Source organism: Arthrobacter sp. Leaf337 (genome assembly GCF_001423745.1).
Taxonomy (GTDB): Bacteria; Actinomycetota; Actinomycetes; order Actinomycetales; family Micrococcaceae; genus Arthrobacter.
Genome location: NZ_LMPC01000012.1, coordinates 639546 through 658286, shown reverse-complemented (window position 1 = coordinate 658286; position 18741 = coordinate 639546). Strand labels below are relative to the sequence as shown.

Genomic DNA, 18741 nt, shown 5'->3' with positions numbered 1-18741 from the left:
GCGAACTTCGCTGGGAGAGACGTTGCCCTATCCACGTCTGGCCCGTTTGTTGAGCTGGATCGGGACGATGACCAGCAGGATCAGCAGGACTGCCAGCAGCAATCCGCCTGCCGTGAGGCCAGCGTTGCGTCCGGCGGTTACGTCGAAAACCAAGGCTGAGGTTCCCACACTCAGGAGTGCAACCCCGCCGAGGGCAACCTTCGTGATGCTGTCCGCGCTCGAAACGAGGGTGGATTTCAGCCGTTGCCGGAACAACCTGCGGTGGACGCTGACAGGCAGGAGGATCAGCGCGGTGGTCAGGGCAGCCAGCACCACGTTGGTCAGGTAGAGGCCCACCTGGAAGGCGTCGAGGTCCTCGAACCGGGACTGGAAGGGAAGCGTGAGCAGGAAACCGGCAAGGATCTGGACTCCGGTCTGGAGCACGCGCAGTTCCTGGATGAGCTCCATCCAGTTACGGTCCATCTGCTGCTCGACCGTTTCGTTTCTACCGTTGCCCGGCGTCACCTCCGGGTCAGACAATTGCCCACCTCCGGTCGCCGCGAGCGGCCGCGAATGGCCGCAACTATGTCTCAACCTAGGCTTGAAGATGCCCATTATCAAGCACTACTAAGTTTGCTGACTAATTTTGCCAAAACCGTGGACTTGCCTTGTGCGCTGGGATAGTTTCGAAGAGCCGGTCACGCACCGGAGGCAGTACAAACTCAGACGTTAGCGAGGTGGACAATGACCGACGAAAAGCAGGACCACCAGCCGCAGGACCCCAGGGCGGGCTACCATGACGGGCCGTTCCCCGAGCAAGTCCAGAAGCAGCCGGGGCTCACGGCGCCCATGGAGCCGCAGCCGGACCACGGCGAGGAAAGCTACGAGGGAAACAACGCGCTCCCGGGCAAGGCGGCGCTCATCACCGGCGGAGACTCCGGCATAGGAAGGGCAGTGGCCATTGCCTTCGCCCGCGAGGGGGCCGACGTCGCCATCTCGTACCTTCCCGAGGAGGAAGCCGACGCCCAGGACACCGCCGCGTGGATCCGCAAGGCCGGTCAACGGGCCCTGTTGCTGCCGGGCGACGGCCGCAGTGAAGAGTTCAGCACCAGGATCGTGGCGGACACGCTCGCGGAGTTCGGGCGCTTGGACGTGGTGGTGTTGAACGCCGCCTACCAAAAGAACCGCGACAGCTTTGAGGCGCTGCCCACCGAGGAATTCGACCGTGTGTTCAAGACGAACCTGTATTCCCTGCTCTGGACGGCAAGGGCCGCGGTGCCCCATCTCAAGGCAGGCGCCTCCATCATCACCACCGCCTCCATCCAGGCCTTCAATCCTTCACCGGAACTCATCGACTACGCCATGACGAAGGGCGCCCAAGTGGCGTTCACCAAGGCGCTGGCCCAGGAGCTCGGACCCAAGGGCATCCGGGTCAATGCCGTGGCTCCGGGCCCCATCTGGACGCCGCTCATTCCCGCTACGGAATGGCCCGAAAAGCTGCCGACGTTCGGTCAGGACACTCCTCTCGGGCGCGCCGGACAGCCGGCAGAACTCGCGGCCGCCTACGTCCTGCTCGCCTCGGACTCCGGCTCCTACATTTCCGGGGCCGTGCTTCCGGTGACAGGCGGCAAGGGGCTCTGACCCCCGCCCGGACTGTGCATCCGGGTCCGAGTATCCAGCTAACCAACCAGCCCTACCACCCAGGAGGAATGACATGACGCAGGAGAACCAAGGAACACCCATTGAGGAAGAGGGCGGGTACGGTACGCCCACGGTCGAGCAGGAAATGGGTGGCGCTGACACGAAGAAGTTCGCCCAGCCACGTGAGGAAGAGGCGTTCGACGCGGCGGGCCTGAGCCAGGACAGCCCGGACGGCGAAAGCTACCCTGCCGGGGTGCCTGACCTCAGCCAGTTCGGCGAAGAAGACCAGGACAGCGCAGGCGAACCCGGAGCGGGTCGTTTCGGAGGAACGGAGGATCAGTTGCACGCAGAGAGCGAAAGTACGGACCCCGGCTTTGAGCCGGCCGAAAGCGATGCCGCGGTACCGTCCGCGGAGGCGGAAATGGACGAATCCAACACGGAGGATCCGGACGCCGGACGGCCCTTCTCGTCGGAACCGAAGCAGGACGCTGCCGGGATCCCCGATGGCAGCGGCACGGACCTGCCGGACAGCAAGGCCCCCAAGGACCGCGAGGACGATACGTTCGACGCCGGATAACCCGGCGCCGGTTAACAGCCCGTGCGGGCGGCTGCCGAGGCGGCCGCCCGTCAGTGCCGCCTAAGGCCGCTTTTTCGGAGTCCGCTTGGCGGCGGCGTTGATCGCGGCCTTAACTGCAGGGGGCAGGCCGGCCTGTTCGGTCTCCGGTTCAGCGACGCTGCCGCGGGCCTTCGCGATCGCTTTCATGCCGTGGTAGATCACGAGTGCGGCGGCGGAGCCCAGGGCGATGCCGGTGAACGTCAGTTCGCCGATGGTCCAGGTGTAATCGGCGATGCCGATGATCAGTGCCACCGCCGCGGTGGTCAAATTGACCGGGTTGGAGAAGTTGACCTTGTTCTGGACCCAGATCTTGACGCCCAGGATGCCGATCATGCCGTAAAGCATGGTGGCAGCGCCGCCCAGCACGCCCGCGGGAACCGTGGCAATCAGTTCGCCGAACTTGGGGGAGAAGCTGAGGATGATCGCGAAGGTGCCAGCCACCCAGTAGGCTGCCGTCGAGTAGACCTTCGTGGCCGCCATCACGCCGATGTTTTCGGCATACGTGGTGGTTCCGGAACCGCCGCCGAAGCCGGCCAGTACGGTGGCGGCGCCGTCGGCCATCAGGGCGCGGCCGGAGACGCCGTCGAGGTTCTGGCCCGTCATGGCGGACACGGATTTCACGTGGCCGATGTTCTCGGCAACCAGCACCAGCACCACGGGAACGAAGAGACCCACCACGCCCAGGTGGAATTCGGGGGTCTGGAAGTGCGGCAGCCCCACCCACGCGGCGGCGTCCATCTTGCTGTAGTTCACTTCGCCGCGGAGCATGGCCACAAAGTATCCCACCACTACGCCCACCAGGATGCTGAGGCGGCCGAGGATGCCCTTGAATAGCACGCTCACCAGGATGATGGTGGCCAGGGTAATCACCGCGGTGACGGGGGCGGCGTCGAAGTTGTGCTTCGCGGCCGGGGCGAGGTTCAGTCCGATCAGGGCCACGATGGCGCCCGTGACGATCGGCGGCATGAGCCGGTTGATCCAGCCGGCCCCGAATTTCTGGACCACGGCGCCGATGACGGCCAGGCCCGCGCCGGCGAGCACAACCCCGCCCAGGGCCCCGGGAATTCCGAACTGCTGCTGGGAGGCCATGATCGGGGCAATGAAGGCAAAGCTCGAACCGAGGTAGCTGGGCACCCTGCCCTGGGTGATCACCAGGAAGAGCAGGGTTCCGATGCCGGAGAAGAACAGTGTGGTGGCCGGCGGCATGCCCGTGATGATGGGCACCAGGAAAGTCGCACCGAACATGGCCACGACGTGCTGCATTCCCACCCCGATGGTCAGCGGCCAGGTCAGCCGTTCGCCGGGGGCCACCACCTCGCCCGGGCGGACCGACTTACCGTTGCCGTGGAGCTTCCATTTGGTACCAAGCATGCTCATGGCCGGGAGCCTTTCAAAGGAGTATGTGTCGGGAGCGGGGAAGGAATCTTCCGGAGCAACATTACCGCGCAGGCCCCGCAATTCGCCCCGCAATTCGCACGACCGTGCGTCCGGCCGCTGTGGAGCCCTGCCGCTCGGCAGCCCGCCACTGTGGGGAAGGTCACGCGGGGTCACGGGAAGAGGAACGATTCGCTTGAAGTTGCAACTATAGATAGCAGAACCGCCGGCCGCCTCCGGGTGAGCAGGCCCAGCGAAAGGTATGCAGATGACAATTGCCCATGAAGAAGCAGTGATCGACGCAGCCGCAGTGGACGCGATTTTCGCCGAAGCCCGTACGGCCAACGCATTCACCGGAGAGGTCACGGATGAGCAGGCCCGCGCCATCTACGAGCTGACCAAGTTCGGCCCGACGGCGTTCAATTCCCAGCCGCTGCGCGTGACCTACGTCCGCTCCGACGAGGCCCGCGCACAGCTCGTGGACACCCTGGCCAACGGCAACAAGGCCAAGACGGCGTCCGCGCCGCTCGTCGCCATCCTCAGCTACGACACCGACTGGGCCGGACAGTGGGACAACTTCCTCCCCGGCTACAACGCCCCCAAAGCGATGTACGACGCCTCCCCGGATCTCGCCGCCAGCACGGGCAACAACAACGCCCACCTGCAGGCCGGTTACTTCATCCTGGCGGTCCGCTCGCTCGGTTTGGCTGCCGGCCCCATGACCGGTGCCGATTTCTCCGCCATTGATGCGGCGTTCTTCCCGGCCGGGGACCAGAAGAGCTTCCTGGTGGTCAACATCGGCCAGCCCGGGCCCGACGCCTGGGGCGAAGCCAAGCCGAAGTTCGCCTACGAGGATGTAGTCCGCACCGTCTAGGTCCGTACCGTCCCCGGGTGCAGCGCGCCGGACACGAAGACGCGCCGTGGCACGCAGAGAGGCCCCCGGCACGATGGGGGACACGCCGGAGGCACTCTAGACACATTTTTGCAGTTGAATGCACGGCATGTGTCCTGGGCCACTTCCCATTTTAGTCGAAATCGCCACGCTGGCTACTGTGCCCGTCCGCGCTCGGACGGGCACAGCCGGCCCTGCGCAGTGGCACACTGGCCCTATGCGGAACCTGATTCTGGTGGCCTTCACCGAGCCCGTCACTGACGGGCTCGTTTTTCCCCGCGACGACTGGCCCCTGCACATCACCCTGGTCAAGTTCGACGTCGACCCGACGTTGGGCGAGGACCTCACCGAACGGATCGCCGCACTTATCGACCAGCCCGTACGGGCGGCCCTAGGCGCCCGGCTGAGCATCGGTGCGGACGCCGGCTTCGGCCGGCGGGAGTCCATCCCGGTCAGCCTCGTGGAGCCCAGCCAACCGCTCCAGGAACTTCACGAGTCACTGGTTGGGGTCGTGGCGGGGCTGCCCGGCAGGGTGCCCACGCCGGACCACACCCTGGCGAACTATCGTCCGCACGTGTCACACCACGGTGACAAGCGCACCCGCCCGGGAGACGCCGTCGTGCTGGACCGCGTGGCCCTCGTGGACATGGCGCCGGACGGAAACCATTCCGTCCGGCGCATCCTCCACCTGTGGGAACTTACGAAATAACCCCGTCAACCAAGGCCTTGGCTTCGGCCTGGACCTGCTTGAGGTGGTCGGCGCCCTTGAACGACTCGGCGTAGATCTTGTAGACGTCCTCGGTGCCGGACGGGCGGGCGGCGAACCAGGCGTTCTCGGTGACCACCTTCAGGCCGCCGATTGAGGCGCCGTTGCCGGGAGCCTCAGTAAGCTTGGCCGTGATCGTTTCGCCGGCGAGCTCGGTGGCGGTGACGTCCGACGGCGACAGCTTGCCGAGGGCGGCCTTCTGCTCGCGCGTGGCGGCGGCATCGATCCGGGCATAGACGGGATCGCCGAACTGGTCGGTGAGGCCCTTGTACAGCTGCGACGGCGACTTGCCCGTGACGGCGGTGATTTCCGAAGCCAGCAGCGCCAGCAGGATGCCGTCCTTGTCGGTGGTCCACACGCTGCCGTCCATCTTGTTGAACGAAGCGCCGGCGGATTCCTCGCCGCCGAACGCGCCCTCGCCGGACAGCAGCCCGGGAACGAACCATTTGAAGCCCACGGGCACCTCGACGAGCTTCCTGCCCAGGCTTTCGGCCACGCGATCGATGATGGACGAGGAAACCAGGGTCTTGCCGATTACCGACTCCGGGTTCCAGCCGGTGCGGTGCCGGTAGAGGTAGTCGATGGCCACGGCGAGGTAATGGTTCGGGTTCATCAGCCCGCCGTCCGGCGTAACGATGCCGTGGCGGTCGGCGTCGGCGTCGTTGCCGGTGGCGACGTCAAAGTTAGCGCCGCTGGACATGCGGTTGATCAGCGAGGCCATGGCCGACGGGGAGGAGCAGTCCATCCGGATCTTCTCGTCCCAGTCCAGGGTCATGAAGGCCCACTGCGGGTCGACGGTGGGGTTCACCACGGTGAGGTTCAGGTGGTGGCGCTCGCCGATCTCGCCCCAGTAGTCCACCGAGGCGCCGCCCATGGGGTCGGCGCCGATCCGGACGCCGGAGTCGCGGATGGCGTTCAGGTCCAGCACGGACGGCAGGTCGTCCACGTAGCTGCTGAGGAAGTCGAACTTGCCGGTCGTCTCGGCGGCCAGTGCATCGGCCACCGGGATGCGCTTGACGCCGCGGAGTCCGTTTTCAAGGAGTTCGTTGGCGCGGTTGGCGATCCAGCCGGTGGCGTCCGTGTCCGCGGGGCCGCCGTGCGGCGGGTTGTACTTGAACCCGCCGTCACCGGGCGGGTTGTGGCTGGGGGTGACCACGATGCCGTCAGCCTGCGGTGCGCCGGCGGGGGCGTTCCGGTTGTGCGTGAGGATGGCGTGGCTCAGCGCCGGAGTGGGCGTGTAGCCGTGACGGGCGTCGATCAGGACGTTCACGCCGTTGGCCGCCAGCACCTCCAGAGCCGAGTTCTGCGCCGGTTCGCTGAGGCCATGGGTGTCTTTTGCCATATACAGCGGGCCGGTAATGCCCTGCCCGGCGCGGTATTCCACGATCGCCTGAGTGATGGCCACAATATGGCCTTCGTTAAAGGATGCCTTCAGGCTGGATCCCCGGTGCCCGGACGTGCCGAACGCAACGCGCTGGCCCGGGTCGCTTAGATCGGGAGAAACATCGTAGTACGCATCCAGGAGCGCAGTGAGGTCAACAAGGTCTTGGGGTTGGGCAACTGTGCCCGCGCGGCTAGCCATGGCACCAGCATGCCAGACGACGGCGGGACGCAACACGGTTTGTCCGGAATCCGGCCCCTGTGACGCCGAATTTCATCCGGCATTTACCAAATTCATTCCCTTTGCATTTATTGAGGGGCAGTAATTGGCCGCTGAAAAGCGAGTAGTGGCGCCAAAAGTACCTATATACCGGCTGTCCCGCGGCTGCTAATTTCTAAACAAATTACGACGGCGGGCTCTCCGCCGCCGTCAGCGTTGCGGTGAATCCTGGATGGATTGATCCAGGTCGGGATGATCCAGGGTGCGGCGAATCAAAGGGAGGACAGCCAATGGCGGCAGGCGACGAAGCGTCGGACCAGGCCCGGCTGGCTGCCGAGCGGATTGCGCGGCTGAAGCGCCAGCTGGAGCATGCCGAACACGCTGCGGAATCGTGGGGTTCCGGTGCGGACGGAGAGCGCCGCACCGCCACCCGGCTCGGCCAGCTGACCCCGCACGGCTGGTTCCTGCTGCACGACGTGCACTGGCCCGGACGGCCGCTGGCCAACCTCGACCACGTTCTGGTGGGGCCGGGCGGAATAGTTGTGGTGGATGCCAAGAACTGGTCAGGCGCCGTTGAGGTCAGGGCAGGCGTCCTGAGGCAGAACGGCTACTCCCGGAACCCCGCCGTGGACGGCTCCCTGGGGCAGGCTGCCGCCGTGGCTGCCCTGCTCGACGCGCCGCACCGGCACCTGGTCCGCTCGATCATCTGCCTGACCGGCCAGCCCGACCTTGTAGAGGTGACAGGTTCCGGGGTCGAGGTGCTGGGCATCAACCGCGTGGTTGCGCGGGTGGCGGCCCTCCCGGCAGTGCTGGATTCGCAAACGGTGGTTGGAATCTACTCCCAACTGGGACAGCAACTGACGCAGCCTCAGTCGCCCGCAGCATCGGACGTCCGCGGGAGCGCGGGCCGTTATCCCCCGGTTCGCCAGTATCAGGGCGCCTATCCGGCGCCGGTTCCGGCCCGCACCGGATACCGGTCCGTCGCGGGTCCCCCGCACATGGGAAGCCGGTCCGTGGGAAGCCAGCCCCACAGAGGCTGGCTGGTAGCCGGTTTATGGAGCCTGCTGGTCCTGGGGATCGTGGCGTTCGCACTTTCTGCGCCGCTCTGGAACCTGTAGGTCCTGCCCGCTGGCGTATCACGGGTGTATCACGGCCGCGCACCTCCGGTCCGTGCGTTGGTAGGCTGGTTCTAGCCTTTCAAAAGGGGAATTCCCATGTCGAACCAGCCTGCCCCCGGCGACGAGGGGATGCCACAGGGCTACCCCCCGCCGTCGTACATTCCACCGCAAGGGTCACAGCCGGCCGGACCCTACGGCGCCGTCTACGGGCAGCCGTCCTACTACGGCATGCCACCCGAGCCCAAGGGCCTGAGTATCGCCAGCCTGTGCTGCGGCATCGCCGTCTTCCTTGGCCTGGGTCTCATCATCCTGCCGCAGATTGCGGCCGTGGTGCTGGGCCACCTGGCCCTGCTCCGGGAACCCGCCGGGCGGGGACTCGCCATCGCCGGACTGGTCCTTGGCTACCTCGGCCTGGCGTTGACCGCGATTGTGCTCACGTTCGCCGTGGCGGCGATTTTCGCTGCGGCCAGCGCTGGGTACGGCTACTAAACCGGGCCGGGCAACTCAGCGGGTCAGCGTACGCCGCCCATTACCTTTTTGATGGCCGGCGAGGCCGCCGCAAGGCCGACGGCCAGCACCATGGCTGTGCCGCCGATGCCGATGAAGTACGGCAGTTCGTCGGCCGGGTTGTACAGCCCGGACAGGATGCCGGCCAGGGTGGTGCCCAGCGAGACCGACAGGAAGAACAAGGCCACCATCTGGGTGTGGAAGGCCTGGGGCGCCAGCTTGGTGGTCACCGACAGGCCGATGGGGGAGAGGAAGAGCTCCGCCAGGGTGAACAGGAACAGGATGCCCACGAGGGCCAGGAGGGGCGTTTTCCCGTCGCCGGCCAGCGGGATGAAGGCCAGGAAGGCCAGGCCCATCACGAACAAACCGATGGAGAATTTCACGGCCGAGCCGGGCTGCTTCTGGCCGAGGCGAGTCCACAGTGCCGCCATGACGCCGGCGAAAATGATGATGAACACCGGGTTGATGGACTGCACCCAGGCGGCCGGCATTTCCCAGCCGAACAGGTTCCGGTCCAGCTTTTCTTCCGAGTACACGGCAATGAACGTGAACTGCTGCTGGAAGAGAGCCCAGAACGCCGCGGAAGCGATGTACAGCGGGATGAAGGCCACCACCCGCTTGCGTTCGGTGCCGTTGACCTTGCTGCTGCTGAAGATCAGGGCGAAGTAGAGCACGGAGGCCGCGATTGCCGCGTAGGCCATGGACATGGCCAGGTTTTCGGCATTGACGGTGCCGGTGGCCAGGAGGACCGCCACCACGACGGCGATGCCCACGAAGATCAGGCCGTACCTGGTGCGCTGGGCAGCCGGCAGCGGATTGGGCACGTGATGGGCTTCGTCGGGAAGCCTCCGGCGTCCCATGGCGTAGATGCCCAGGCCAAGGGCCATGCCGACGGCGGCGGCGCCGAAGCCCCAGTGGAACCCCTGGCTTTCCTGCAGCCAGCCGGTCACCAGCGGGCCGATCAGCGCGCCGGCGTTGATACCCATGTAGAAGATGGAGAAGCCGGCGTCGCGGCGTTCGTCCTTCTCCTCGTACAGGGTGCCCACCAGCGCGGTGGCGTTGGCTTTCAAACCGCCGGAGCCGACGCCCACCAGCACCAGGCCGGCGATGAGGCCTGGAATTCCGGGCACGAGCGCCAGGGCGATGTGGCCGGCCATGATCAGGACGGCCGAGCCGAACAGGACCCGTTCCGAACCGAAGAGCCGGTCGGCCAGCCAGGCGCCCAGAATGGTGGAGAGATAGACTCCGCCGCCGTAGGCTCCGACCAGGCTGGCAGCCAGGCCCTGCTCAATTTCGAGGCCGCCCTGCGCAGCCGTGAAGTACATGTAGTAGAGGAGGATGCCCTGCATGCCGTAGAAGGAGAACCGCTCCCACATCTCTACGGAGAAGAGGCTGGCCAGCATCTTTGGGTGGCCAAGAAATGACGTATCGCCCGGCGTTGTAGCGGGACGATCAGTTAAATGAGTAGTGCTCATTTACTTAAGGGTGACACCGGAGGGCGGGATTGTCACATTCGCGGCGCGAGGAAGCAAGGCGGACACGCTGGGTGGACGCCCCATCTAGAACCCGATCTGGGCCGCCACCTGCAGCAGCAGTTCCTCGGATCCCGTGGGCCCCACCAGCTGGATACCCATGGGCAGACCGGCACCGGCTGAGCCGCCGGTCCAGTGCACGGGAATGCTGATGGCGGGCAGTCCGCACACATTCACCATGCTGGACCACGGCGCGTATTCGCATTGCTTCCGGTAGTCGCCGTCGGCGTCGCCGGCCCATTCCGAGGCTGGCCAGTAACCGTCGCCGTGGGAAGCCCCAGTGAACCAGCCCACGGGCCGGGGTGTCTGGGCCAGTGCCGGCATCAGCATGAGGTCCCACCGGGAGTACTGGGACACGGTGTCCCGCTCAAACTGCCGCAGGAAGCCCAGCGCCTCATTAAGTTTTGACGCACTCCGCTGCTGTGCGCGCCGGCGGAATGTGCGGGTGAGCGGGGTCAGCAAGGCTTCGCGCTGCGGTGCAATCCGGGCGTTCCCGACGCCGGCCGTCCACGCCGTGGTGAACGCGTCCGGGTAGCGGTTGTCGTACCCGACGGCGGCTTCGGCCGTGGAATGGCCCGCTGCTTCGAGCAGGCGGACGCCCTCGTTGAGGGCATCCATTGCTTCCGAGTCCGGCGTAAACGGAAAAATGGCCTGCCAGGGGCTATCCAGGCTCACGCCGATCCGCAGCCGCCCCGGCGCCCGCGTCAGGGACTCGAGGTACCGGCCGGCGCCGTCTGCCACCATGGCGTCCAGCATCAGGGCGGCATCCCCGGCTGAACGGGCCAGCGGCCCGGCCACCACCAGCCGAGCCGGATCGCCGGTGCTTTCACCGGCCGGGACGAGTCCGCGCCCCGGTTTCAGGCCCACCAGTCCGCAGGCGGCCGCCGGGATCCGGACGGAACCGCCGCCGTCGGACCCCGGAGCGAACGGCACAAGACCGGCGGCGACCGCGGCGGCGCTGCCGCCCGAGGATCCGCCCGAGCTGCGGCTCAGCGCATGCGGATTGCGCGACGGCGGCGCGATCAGGTTTTCGCTGTAGGCCGTCAGGCCGAACTCCGGAACCTGGGTCTTGCCCAGCGAGATGGCGCCGGCGCCCTTCAACGTCGCCGCGAGTGCGCCGTCCGCGGGGGCTGGCTTGTGCTCCAGGGCCGCGCTGCCGTGGGTGGTCACCACGCCCGCCACATCTGTGAGGTCCTTGAAGGCCATCGGCATGCCATGCAGCAGCGGAAGTTGCCCGGGCGACTCTGCGTAGAGGGCGTCGGCACGGGCGGCGTCGGCCAGTGCCTGTTCCCCGGTCACCGTGATGAAGGCGCCGAGGCCGGGATTCCGCGCCGCTATCCGGGCCAGGAAATGCTCCGTCACCTCCCGGGCGGAGAGCACGCCCGAGCGCAGCGCGTCGCGGAGCCCCACCGCGGAGAGCTCGTGGATCTCAGCCAAGGAAACGGGCCTCCAGCCGCTCTTCAGCGGTGGCTGTCCCGCCGTCGGCCTGACGGGTGACGCGGTACGCCGCCTTGCCTTGCACTTCGGTGACCACGTCCACAAGGTCCGTGCCGAAGTAAACCAGCCCCGCGCCGTCGTCCGTGCAGTGGGTTTCGCCGAGTGTGCCGTCGGCCACCAGCCGGTGCACCAGCGGGCGGCGCTGGTCCTCGGAGTCGTAGTGGACACCGTTGGCGTAGGGCAGGAAGCCGAGCGCGTTGGTCACCGGGCGCAGCTGCGGTCCGAACGAATCCGTGGTGCCGCCCTGGTACCAGCAGATGGACCCGGCCGAGACGCCGGCGAGGACCACGCCGCCTTCCCACACGCGCCGCAGGATCCCGTCGAGGCCGTGCGCCCGCCACACGGCCAGCAGGTTCACCACCGACCCGCCGTTGACCCACACCACGTCCTGCTCCATGAGGTGCGCTTCCGGATCGTCGATGCTGGGCATGGTGAACAGGTTGAGGTGGCTGAAATCGAAGCCGGCGATCTTCGCGGCCTGGTCCAGCTCCGCATTGAACCAGCGCTGGTCGCCGGCGGCAGTGCCGATATGCGTCACGCGGGGGGCGCGCCCCGTGACGCCGGAAAGTTCGACGGCGTGGTGCAGCAGGGCGTCAAACTCCAGCCGTGAACGCCGGCCGGCTTTATATCCGCCGGACGTTGCCAGGATGGTTGGCTGTTGGGCTGTCATCGACGATTCCCTCCTTTGCGGTCACCTTGAAGCGTAACGTGCTCCGGATTCGGGGTGCCTGCCTCCGGCGGCGGCTACGCTGGAGGCAGACCTTCATTTTCCGGAGAGGATTTCCATGAGCGACTTCGAAACCGTGACCGTGACCGACGTTCCCGCCGACGCCAAGATCCTTGATGTGCGGGAGGACTACGAGTGGTCGGCCGGGCACGCCGAAGGTGCCCTGCACATACCGCTGGACCAGCTGCCGGGCCGGCTCGGAGAACTGGATCCGGACGAGGACCTGTACGTTATTTGCCGCACAGGCGGCCGCTCGTTGCGGGCTGCCAAATGGCTCGTGGGGCAGGGCTATACCGCCATCAACGTGGCCGGCGGAATGGACCAATGGCTTGAATCGGGCCTGCCGCTCGTTTCGGACAACGGCCTCAAGCCGGTCATCCTCTAGCGCTTCTGCCAGTACCTGCGGCACCGCAGTTGCCGCCAGGCCGCCCGCCGGGCGGCGCTTAGATTATCGAGAAGGACAGTCCATGCCCGCGTCGCCCGTCACCTACACCTTCCTCGGCCCGGAGGGGACGTTCACTGAGGCGGCACTGATGCAGGTGCCGGGCGCCGTCGAGGCCGTCCGCATTCCCTCCTCCAATGTGAACACTGCGCTGGACAAGGTCCGTGACGGATCAGCCGATGCCGCCATGGTGCCCATCGAAAATTCCGTGGAGGGCGGCGTCACGGCTACCCTGGATGCCATCGCGTCCGGCCAAGAGCTGAGGATCGTCCGCGAGGCTTTGGTGCCCATCAGCTTTGTCCTGGTGGCCCGCCCCGGCGTGGAAATCCGGGATATCCGCCGGATATCCACCCACGGACACGCCTGGGCCCAGTGCAGGCTCTGGGTTGAAGCGAACATGCCGAATGTGGAATACATTCCAGCATCCTCAACGGCCGCGGGGGCAATGGGGCTGCTGGACGAGGACGGGGTCCACTACGACGCCGCCATCTGCGCCCCGATCGTGGCCACCGAGCAGCCCGGGCTGCATGTGCTCGCGGAGAACATCGGCGACAACCCCGGCGCCGTGACGCGCTTTGTCCTGGTCAGCCGGCCCGGGGCACTTCCCCACCGCACCGGCGCTGACAAGACGACGGTGGTAGTACCGCTGCCGGAGGACCGGCCGGGTGCCCTGATGGAGATCCTGGACCAATTCGCCACCCGCGGGGTGAACCTTAGCCGCATCGAGTCGCGCCCCACCGGCCAGTACCTCGGTCACTATTTCTTCAGCATCGACGCCGACGGCCATGTGGAGGACGCCCGCGTTGCCGACGCCCTGGCCGGTTTGCACCGGATCAGCCCGGCCACACGATTCCTCGGCTCCTACCCGCGGGCCGATGCGCAGAGCCCGGACGTGGCACCGCACACCTCCGACCAAGCATTCCAGGCCGCACATGAATGGGTGGCAGGGATACTCCGAGGGGCATCGGTCGCTCCCGTCCATGCCCCGCAAGGTTCGCCCACAGCTTAGGCAAATGCCCCTCGGGGTACTTCCCCGCCCGCACAGCAGTGCGTATGCTTGCCTGATCCATTGGGGAAGACCTCTACCGGAAGGAGCGGGTCAATGTCAGGAACCAGCAGCGACAATGACGGCCAGGGAATGATTGTCAATCCCAAGCCGACTGCCGAAAACCAGGACTGGGACGGCGACGATGCAGACAGGGCGGATCGCCTGCGCTTCGAAGAGGAGCAAGCCATGATCCGCGAACAGTCCGAAGCCCGCGCGGCGGCAAAGGCCGCAGCCGAGGCGGAGGAGAAGAAGGCCAGCGCCTGATTCCGGCGTCCCCGCAGGAAGCGTCCTTCCGGAGGCCTACTGCGGGGTGGAAGCTTCCCCTGCGGACGGTTCGCCGCCCTTGCTTTCCGTAACCCGCACCAACAGTGATCCCGGCGCCACCTGGACGGTAACGTCTGTCGCTTCGCCGGAGGGATCGCCGTCGACCTGCGTGGCAACTGGCTCCGCACATTTGATCACGATCTTGCCGGAGCGGTAGTAGCTCATCACCGGCAAGTTCCTCTTGTGCTTGAACATAATCTTTGTGTACATCGCAATCCACCCGATGGCGCTGCGCGGGCTCATCACCACCACATCCAGCATGCCGTCGTCGATCATCGCCTGCGGGATGAAGTCGATGCCACCCGGAATCAGGCCGCAGTTGGCGAACAGCACGCTGCGGATCTTCCGGGACTGTTCCGGCTGGTCGTCCAGGGCAATGGAGACCTTCTTCCGCCGACCGGGCAGGTGCCTGACTCCGGCCTCGGTGTAGGCCAGCCAGCCCACTGCCTTCTTCAGCCCGTCGTTGGTGTCCCCGACGACTTCGGCGTCCATGCCCATGCCGGCAATCACCAGGAACACATGCTCCGACGAGGCGCCCGTCCGCGAATTGCGGATGGCCATGCGCGCCGTGTCGATATGCCGCTGGTGTCCGAAGAGCGCCGTCTGGATGCTGCCGTGGAGGTCGTTGACGTCCAGGTGGATGTTCCTGGCCAGCAGGTTTCCGGTGCCGAGCGGGATGATGCCCATCGGCACGTTCGTGTGGGCCAGCTTCTCGGCCACAGCGCGTACCGTGCCGTCCCCGCCGCCCACAAGGACGACGTCGGCCCCGCTTTTGAGTGCCGCGTCGGCCTGCGAATATCCGGGGTCTTCTGAGGTTGTTTCGAAAAAGACGGGAGCGTCCCAGCCGGCCGACAGGCAGGCGCGCTGGATGAGGGCGCGGGCTTCGGCCGATTTGGCCTTGACCGGGTTCATCACCACGGCCACCTTCTGCTGCACCAGGCCCGGATGGTACGTGTCCTCTTGGACCGCACTCCGTGTGTGCAGCGCCTTGAGCCTCCGGACGCCCCACCAGCTGGAGACCGCGAAAGCCAGGGCCGCAGCAATGATGAGGTAGAGCAGCCAATCGTTCATGGTGCTCCAACACTATCCCGCACGGACCTCCGCACGGCCCACCGTGCCATCCCGGGCGGATTCGATACTCTTGTCTGGTGATCGACGTAAAAGACCTCAGCGAAAATCCGGACAAGTTCCGTGCCAGCCAGCGCGCCCGCGGCGCCGACGAATCCGTGGTGGATGCGATCATCTCAGCAGACGCGGCCAGGCGCGCGGCATTGATCCGCTTCGAAAACCTCCGCGCCGAGCAGAATGTCTTCGGCAAGAAGGTGGCGCAGGCCAAGGGCGAGGAAAAGCAGGCCCTGCTGGCGGAGGTCAAGGTCCTGGCCGCCTCGGTCAAGGCCGCCTCGGCCGAGGCCGACGTTGCCCAGGCCCAGCAGGAGGAACTGCTCCGCGCCATCCCCAACCTGATTGTGGACGGCGTTCCGGAAGGCGGCGAGGACGACTACATTGTGGTCAAGACCGTCGGCGAACCCCGCGAATTCCCGGATTTCGAGCCGAAGGACCACCTGGAAATCGGTGAGCTGATCGGCGCCATCGACATGGAGCGCGGCGCCAAGGTATCCGGTTCGCGCTTCTACTTCCTCCGCGGCGTCGGCGCCCGGCTGGAGATGGCGCTCCTGCAGATGGCCATGGAACAGGCCATCGATGCAGGTTTCGTCCCCATGATCACCCCCACGCTGGTCCGTCCGGAAACGATGCAGGGCACCGGATTCGACGTCAAGCACGACGCCGAGATCTACCGCCTCGCCGAGGACGACCTCTACCTGGTGGGCACCTCGGAGGTGGCCCTCGCCGGCTACCACGCGGACGAGATCCTGGACCTCTCCGCCGGCCCCATCCGTTACGCGGGCCAGAGCTCCTGCTACCGCCGCGAGGCAGGGTCACACGGCAAGGACACCCGCGGAATCATCCGGGTCCACCAGTTCAACAAGGTGGAAATGTTCATCTACACCACGGTGGAAGAGGCAGCTGCCGAGCACGAGCGCCTGCTCGCATGGGAAGAGGAGATGCTGGCCAAGTGCGAGCTGCCGTACCGTGTGATCGATACCGCCGCCGGCGACCTGGGCAACTCTGCGGCCCGCAAGTTCGACTGCGAAGCCTGGGTGCCCACGCAGGGCGCCTACCGCGAACTGACGTCCACCTCCAACTGCACCACGTTCCAGGCCCGCCGCCTGAACATCCGTGAGCGGGTGCTGAACGAGGACGGTGCGCCCAAGGGTACCCGCGCCGTCGCCACCCTCAACGGCACGCTGGCCACCACGCGCTGGATTGTGGCCATCCTTGAGCACCACCAGAACGAGGACGGCTCCGTAAACGTCCCCCGCGCGCTTCAGAAGTACCTCGGTGGCCTGGAAGTGCTGCCGGTCCTGTAGTTTCGGGTTCTCCAACGAAGAGTCCCCGTCACGTGGTCGACTCCCCGGGTAACGCCAGGGGGATTTGGCCACGCGGCGGGGATTTTCGCGCTGTGATCCCTGCGGCCGCGAGCTTGCGACTCAGCAGCCGTGCGTTGGTTGCGGTTTTCCAGTCCCAGCGGACAACTTTGTAGCCGAGCGCCCGAAGCCGGTCCTCCCGTTTCTTCTCGGCCAGAATGGCTTCGCGGGTGCTCCTTTCGCCGAGAAGGGCGTCGTCGAGATACTTTGCGTCGCCGTCGAATTCCCCGATGACGCGTTGTTCGGGCCAGTAGAAATCCGTCCGCCCGATGAGGCCATCGTCGTCGTAGAAACAGTGTTGCAGGACGGGCGCGGGGAGCCCAAGGACGTGGATGAGCGCCCTGCTCCGGGATTCACCGACGGATTCGGATGCCTCGTCGGCCAGCGCGAGTACCTCCAGGAGCCGGCGGCGTTTGGCCGCTGACCGAAGTCGGGCCGATTCGTCCAGCAATTCCTGCCGGGTGAGGCCCTCGCCGGTAGTGCGGCGGCTTCCCAGCACCGCATCCGTAACGGCCACAGCCTCCGGCAGCTCCATTCGGACGATGCAGTCAACAACCGTCTGGACGAGCGAAGTGACTGCTACGCCCCGGTGTTCTACGATGTCAGCGGCCCAGTGATGCCGGTAAATTCCGTAGCTTCGCGTGTGCTCCAGCCCGGTGAGGCCTGTCTTCGGATCCCTGGCAGCCCGGGTGGTTGGCGGGAGCCGACCAGCTTTGTGGGGTGACTGAGTGACGATGTGAATGTGCTCCGGCACCCGGGGGAGGGGCAATCGCCAGAGCCGAAGCGCCGTCAGGTAACAGAAGGCCGCCGACGGGTCACAGCACGCAACTGCAGCAATCGTGGCCGAATATCGTTGCCAAGCTTTGAGCGCGAGCCAGGCCGGCTTGTTGTAGTAGACGCCGAATCTGACCCTTACCAATTCGCCATTGTTGTAGGCGCGGCTTAGGCTCCGGCTGCTTCCTGTGAGGGCACGCCTTCGGCTGGCAAGTATGAGCGTTGGGGGAGTGGAATCCATGCTCCCATGCTGGGCTGGCCTTCCCGACGCAGCCAGATGCACCCGACCGGATGTGGATAAGTCCCCGCAACTCCCCTCGAAGTGGGCCACTCCCCCTGGAACGCCGCGGGGAGTTGACTGCCCCGCGGGGATTTCGCGCCCGCACACGGCGTCGGGTGACACGCAGGCAAACACTCACAGTGTGGACAAACTGTGGGTGTTTACCACAAGTTAACACTGGCTGTGGCGTGCGTCCTAGCGGCTGTCCGGGGGCGTCTGCTGTACTAGGTGAATGACAACATTGACTGAAACCTCAGTCGCTGGCAACGATGACCAGCGAAACAACGGCAAGAACAACCCAACCAGGCTCATGGTGGCCCTGGACGTGGACGGCACCCTGGTCAACCACGACGGCCACATGTCGGCTCCCGTGCGTGAAGCGGCCCAGGCGGTTGTAGCTGCGGGCCACGAAGTCATGATCGCCACCGGCCGGTCCCTGAATGCCACCCTGCCCATCATCGAGCAGATCGGGATCGAGACGGGCTACGCGGTGTGCTGCAACGGCGGTGTGACGCTCCGGCTGGATCCGGCCCACCCGGACGGCTACGAAGTCATCCGCAAGGCCACGTTTGATCCGGGTCCGGCGCTCCGCGCCCTCCGCAAGCGGCTTCCCATGGCCAAGTACGCGCTGGAGGACGAGCACGGCAACTTCCTCTCCACCGAACGCTTCCAGGACGCGAGCTTCGGCGTGGAGGCCATCGGTGTGGATTTCCAGACCATGCTCGACGCCACCGCCGTGCGCGTGGTGGTCTTTAGCTCCGAAAATACGTCCGAGGAGTTCAACGAGGCCATCAAGCACATCGGCCTGTCCGGCGTCACGTATTCCGTCGGCTGGACCGCGTGGCTGGACATTGCCGCGGAAGGCGTCACCAAGGCCAGCGCCCTGGAACACCTCCGGGGGCACCTGAGCATCGAGTCGCACCTCACGGTGGCAATCGGCGACGGCCGCAACGACATCGAGATGCTCACTTGGGCTGGCCGCGGCGTCGCCATGGGCCAGGCTCCCGACGAAGTGGTTGCCGCCGCGGACGAGGTCACCATGTCCGTCCATGACGACGGCGCCGCCCACGTTCTGCGCAGCCTGCTGTCCTAGGAAACTGCTTCCCGGGCGCCGCCAGGTAAAGCGCGCTCTGCAGCG

At 66.1% G+C, this 18741-nt stretch carries 19 protein-coding genes; 11 read left to right on the top strand and 8 right to left on the bottom strand.

The window, feature by feature from the left end:
- Nucleotides 1–27: 27 nt before the first annotated feature.
- Nucleotides 28–519, bottom strand: a complete 492-nt coding sequence (locus ASF98_RS12220; protein WP_055802027.1) for a DUF6328 family protein — start codon at nt 517–519, stop codon at nt 28–30.
- A 204-nt stretch (nt 520–723) separates the two neighbouring features.
- Here ASF98_RS12220 and ASF98_RS12215 point away from each other — a divergent pair, with 204 nt between their 5' ends.
- Together ASF98_RS12215 and ASF98_RS12210 are read left to right on the top strand one after the other, a co-directional pair.
- Complete coding sequence (locus tag ASF98_RS12215; RefSeq protein ID WP_055802024.1) at nt 724–1620, top strand: SDR family oxidoreductase; 897 nt, start codon at nt 724–726, stop codon at nt 1618–1620.
- 73 nt (nt 1621–1693) lie between these two features.
- Nucleotides 1694–2197, top strand: a complete 504-nt coding sequence (locus ASF98_RS12210) for a hypothetical protein (RefSeq protein ID WP_055802023.1) — start codon at nt 1694–1696, stop codon at nt 2195–2197.
- A 60-nt stretch (nt 2198–2257) separates the two neighbouring features.
- Here the strand turns inward: ASF98_RS12210 and ASF98_RS12205 are convergent, their stop codons facing one another.
- The gene (locus ASF98_RS12205) at nt 2258–3613 is read right to left on the bottom strand and encodes a uracil-xanthine permease family protein (protein WP_055802020.1); all 1356 of its coding nucleotides are present in this window, start codon (nt 3611–3613) and stop codon (nt 2258–2260) included.
- Nucleotides 3614–3878: 265 nt separating this feature from the next.
- Here ASF98_RS12205 and ASF98_RS12200 point away from each other — a divergent pair, with 265 nt between their 5' ends.
- Nucleotides 3879–4484, top strand: coding sequence for a malonic semialdehyde reductase (locus ASF98_RS12200; protein ID WP_055802017.1), 606 nt, complete (start codon nt 3879–3881; stop codon nt 4482–4484).
- Nucleotides 4485–4719: 235 nt separating this feature from the next.
- On the top strand, nt 4720–5211 hold the full coding sequence (locus ASF98_RS12195; protein ID WP_055802014.1) for a 2'-5' RNA ligase family protein: 492 nt from the start codon (nt 4720–4722) through the stop codon (nt 5209–5211).
- Here ASF98_RS12195 and pgm read toward each other — a convergent pair.
- Entirely contained in the window at nt 5201–6850 is a 1650-nt protein-coding gene (pgm, locus tag ASF98_RS12190; protein WP_055802011.1) for a phosphoglucomutase (alpha-D-glucose-1,6-bisphosphate-dependent), read from the bottom strand. The genes ASF98_RS12195 and pgm overlap by 11 nt on opposite strands.
- A gap of 308 nt (nt 6851–7158) precedes the next feature.
- Between pgm and ASF98_RS12185 the strand changes: the two genes are divergently transcribed.
- Entirely contained in the window at nt 7159–7986 is an 828-nt protein-coding gene (locus tag ASF98_RS12185) for a nuclease-related domain-containing protein (RefSeq protein ID WP_055802009.1), read from the top strand.
- Nucleotides 7987–8082: 96 nt separating this feature from the next.
- Entirely contained in the window at nt 8083–8475 is a 393-nt protein-coding gene (locus ASF98_RS12180) for a DUF4190 domain-containing protein (protein ID WP_055802007.1), read from the top strand.
- Nucleotides 8476–8498: 23 nt separating this feature from the next.
- Here the strand turns inward: ASF98_RS12180 and ASF98_RS12175 are convergent, their stop codons facing one another.
- From ASF98_RS12175 to ASF98_RS12165, 3 genes are all read right to left on the bottom strand, one after another.
- Nucleotides 8499–9968, bottom strand: a complete 1470-nt coding sequence (locus ASF98_RS12175; protein WP_055802005.1) for a peptide MFS transporter — start codon at nt 9966–9968, stop codon at nt 8499–8501.
- An 84-nt stretch (nt 9969–10052) separates the two neighbouring features.
- Nucleotides 10053–11462 carry an amidase gene (locus ASF98_RS12170; RefSeq protein WP_055802003.1) on the bottom strand — a complete coding sequence of 470 codons (1410 nt, stop codon included), beginning with the start codon at nt 11460–11462 and terminating at the stop codon, nt 10053–10055.
- Nucleotides 11455–12192, bottom strand: coding sequence for a peptidase E (locus ASF98_RS12165; protein ID WP_055801999.1), 738 nt, complete (start codon nt 12190–12192; stop codon nt 11455–11457). Before ASF98_RS12165 ends, ASF98_RS12170 begins: the two co-directional genes overlap by 8 nt.
- Nucleotides 12193–12307: 115 nt before the next feature.
- Between ASF98_RS12165 and ASF98_RS12160 the strand changes: the two genes are divergently transcribed.
- From ASF98_RS12160 to ASF98_RS12150, 3 genes are all read left to right on the top strand, one after another.
- Nucleotides 12308–12634 (top strand): rhodanese-like domain-containing protein, encoded by a 327-nt coding sequence (locus ASF98_RS12160; RefSeq protein ID WP_055801996.1) that lies wholly within the window; start codon nt 12308–12310, stop codon nt 12632–12634.
- 82 nt (nt 12635–12716) lie between these two features.
- Nucleotides 12717–13700, top strand: a complete 984-nt coding sequence (gene pheA / locus ASF98_RS12155) for a prephenate dehydratase (protein ID WP_055801992.1) — start codon at nt 12717–12719, stop codon at nt 13698–13700.
- 93 nt (nt 13701–13793) lie between these two features.
- Nucleotides 13794–14003, top strand: coding sequence for a hypothetical protein (locus ASF98_RS12150; RefSeq protein ID WP_055801989.1), 210 nt, complete (start codon nt 13794–13796; stop codon nt 14001–14003).
- A gap of 36 nt (nt 14004–14039) precedes the next feature.
- On the opposite strand, the gene ASF98_RS12145 is transcribed toward ASF98_RS12150, so the two are convergent.
- Complete coding sequence (locus tag ASF98_RS12145; protein ID WP_055801985.1) at nt 14040–15134, bottom strand: diacylglycerol/lipid kinase family protein; 1095 nt, start codon at nt 15132–15134, stop codon at nt 14040–14042.
- A gap of 77 nt (nt 15135–15211) precedes the next feature.
- Here ASF98_RS12145 and serS point away from each other — a divergent pair, with 77 nt between their 5' ends.
- Nucleotides 15212–16492: a serine--tRNA ligase gene (gene serS, locus ASF98_RS12140; RefSeq protein ID WP_055801983.1), complete on the top strand. Its 1281-nt coding sequence runs from the start codon at nt 15212–15214 to the stop codon at nt 16490–16492.
- A gap of 28 nt (nt 16493–16520) precedes the next feature.
- Here the strand turns inward: serS and ASF98_RS24805 are convergent, their stop codons facing one another.
- On the bottom strand, nt 16521–17084 hold the full coding sequence (locus ASF98_RS24805; protein ID WP_235505843.1) for an endonuclease domain-containing protein: 564 nt from the start codon (nt 17082–17084) through the stop codon (nt 16521–16523).
- Between the two features lie 751 nt (nt 17085–17835).
- Between ASF98_RS24805 and ASF98_RS12130 the strand changes: the two genes are divergently transcribed.
- Complete coding sequence (locus ASF98_RS12130) at nt 17836–18696, top strand: Cof-type HAD-IIB family hydrolase (protein WP_055801977.1); 861 nt, start codon at nt 17836–17838, stop codon at nt 18694–18696.
- Nucleotides 18697–18741 lie beyond the last annotated feature (45 nt).